Here is a 393-nt window from a genome sequence, read left to right on the forward strand (position 1 = left end):
GCAGGAATCGACAGAATTGAGGGCACCTTACACGTCAATTCCCATATCTCTAAAATTTTTCGTTACAATTAACTTGAAATTTTATAACTCAAAGTAACACTATCACAAACTGTTATTAAAGACTTCCAATGGGTCAAACGGAGTTCTTTTTTAAATTCTGAAACGATTAACAGAAAATTCAAGAAAAACAGGGATGTGAACGAGATGCAATCTAAAAGAAGGCGTTTAGTTGTTTCTACATTACCCCGAACCCAAGTTCCCTGAGTTTCCAGACTATCTCCAGAGGAAAGCCGACGACGTTGTAATAATCGCCGTTAATCCACTCCACGAATAGGCCTCCCTTCCCCTGTATGCCGTAGGCACCAGCTTTGTCCATGGGCTCGCCCGTTCTTA

General features: G+C 41.2%; 1 protein-coding gene. It reads right to left on the reverse strand.

Going from position 1 to position 393, the window contains the following annotated elements:
* Positions 1-235 precede the first annotated feature (235 nt).
* Positions 236-393 (reverse strand): Maf family protein (locus E3E25_RS11455; protein ID WP_206204743.1); only part of this gene is annotated, 158 nt, incomplete at its 5' end.

The organism is Thermococcus sp. MAR1, assembly GCF_012027305.1.
Classification (GTDB): Archaea; Methanobacteriota_B; Thermococci; order Thermococcales; family Thermococcaceae; genus Thermococcus.